2 pseudogenes are annotated in these 881 nt (G+C 49.5%); both read right to left on the bottom strand.

Features of this window, described 5'->3' with window-relative positions:
• Nucleotides 1-462 (bottom strand): annotated as a pseudogene (locus tag CIK04_RS23590) (efflux RND transporter permease subunit); the annotation flags it as partial.
• 11 nt (nt 463-473) lie between these two features.
• Nucleotides 474-881, bottom strand: a pseudogene (locus CIK04_RS23595) (efflux RND transporter periplasmic adaptor subunit); the annotation flags it as partial.

Below are 881 nucleotides of genomic sequence, written 5' to 3' on the forward strand. Positions count from 1 at the left end.
TCCGTGATTTGGCTTGATGACAGCTCATCACTGGTGAAGCCGATATACAACACCGCCGTTGTCGACCCCGTCGACATGGTCACGGTTGGGTCTTCGGCTTCTTTTGGTAACTGTGAGCGAACCGAGTTAGTTTKGCAAATATCCGCCAAGGCAGCATTTGGATCCGTATTGAGCTTCATGTTCACCGTGATGGTGGATTTACCCAGCACCGATTGCGAGGTCATGTAGTCAATATTATCTGCCTGCGCAACGGCTTGCTCCAAAGGTTGAGTAATGAAACCTTGGATCAAGTCAGCACTGGCGCCGTAGTAACTGGTGGTTACCGTTACGACGGTATTGGTCATTTCAGGGTATTCTCGCACCTGCGATCTTGAACGCCGGCTTGTAAACCGAAGCAAGGCGATCAAAAAGCTGATGGATACCGCTAAAACTGGACGTTTATAAAACATCAGTAAAGCGCATGATGCCTCCAATTACAGCATAGGGGTTTCAGCCGGAGGTGTAATCGCGTCGCTTTCGACAACACGAACCTTGGCATCGTTACTCAAGCGAACCTGGCCAGATGTCACCACCTGATCACCCACTTTTACGCCGTCGAGAATGTGTGTCGATATTCCCAGTGCGTTCACCCACTTTCACCACGTGTTGTTCACACGCTGCACGCCGTCTTCTTCCGTTAGAATGTAAAACATTGTCACCGTAGAGCGTAAATGTGATCGCCGTTTGTGGCAGTGTGACTTGGTCTTCTAACTTCGGCAGAATGATGTTCGCACGGGCAAACATACCGCTGCGAAGCTTACCATCACTGTTAGGAATATCGGCTTGGACTTGAATCAAACCACTTTGGATATTGACAGCGGGTTCAATCGCGGTGATTGAGC

Source organism: Vibrio sp. 03_296, assembly GCF_002265885.1.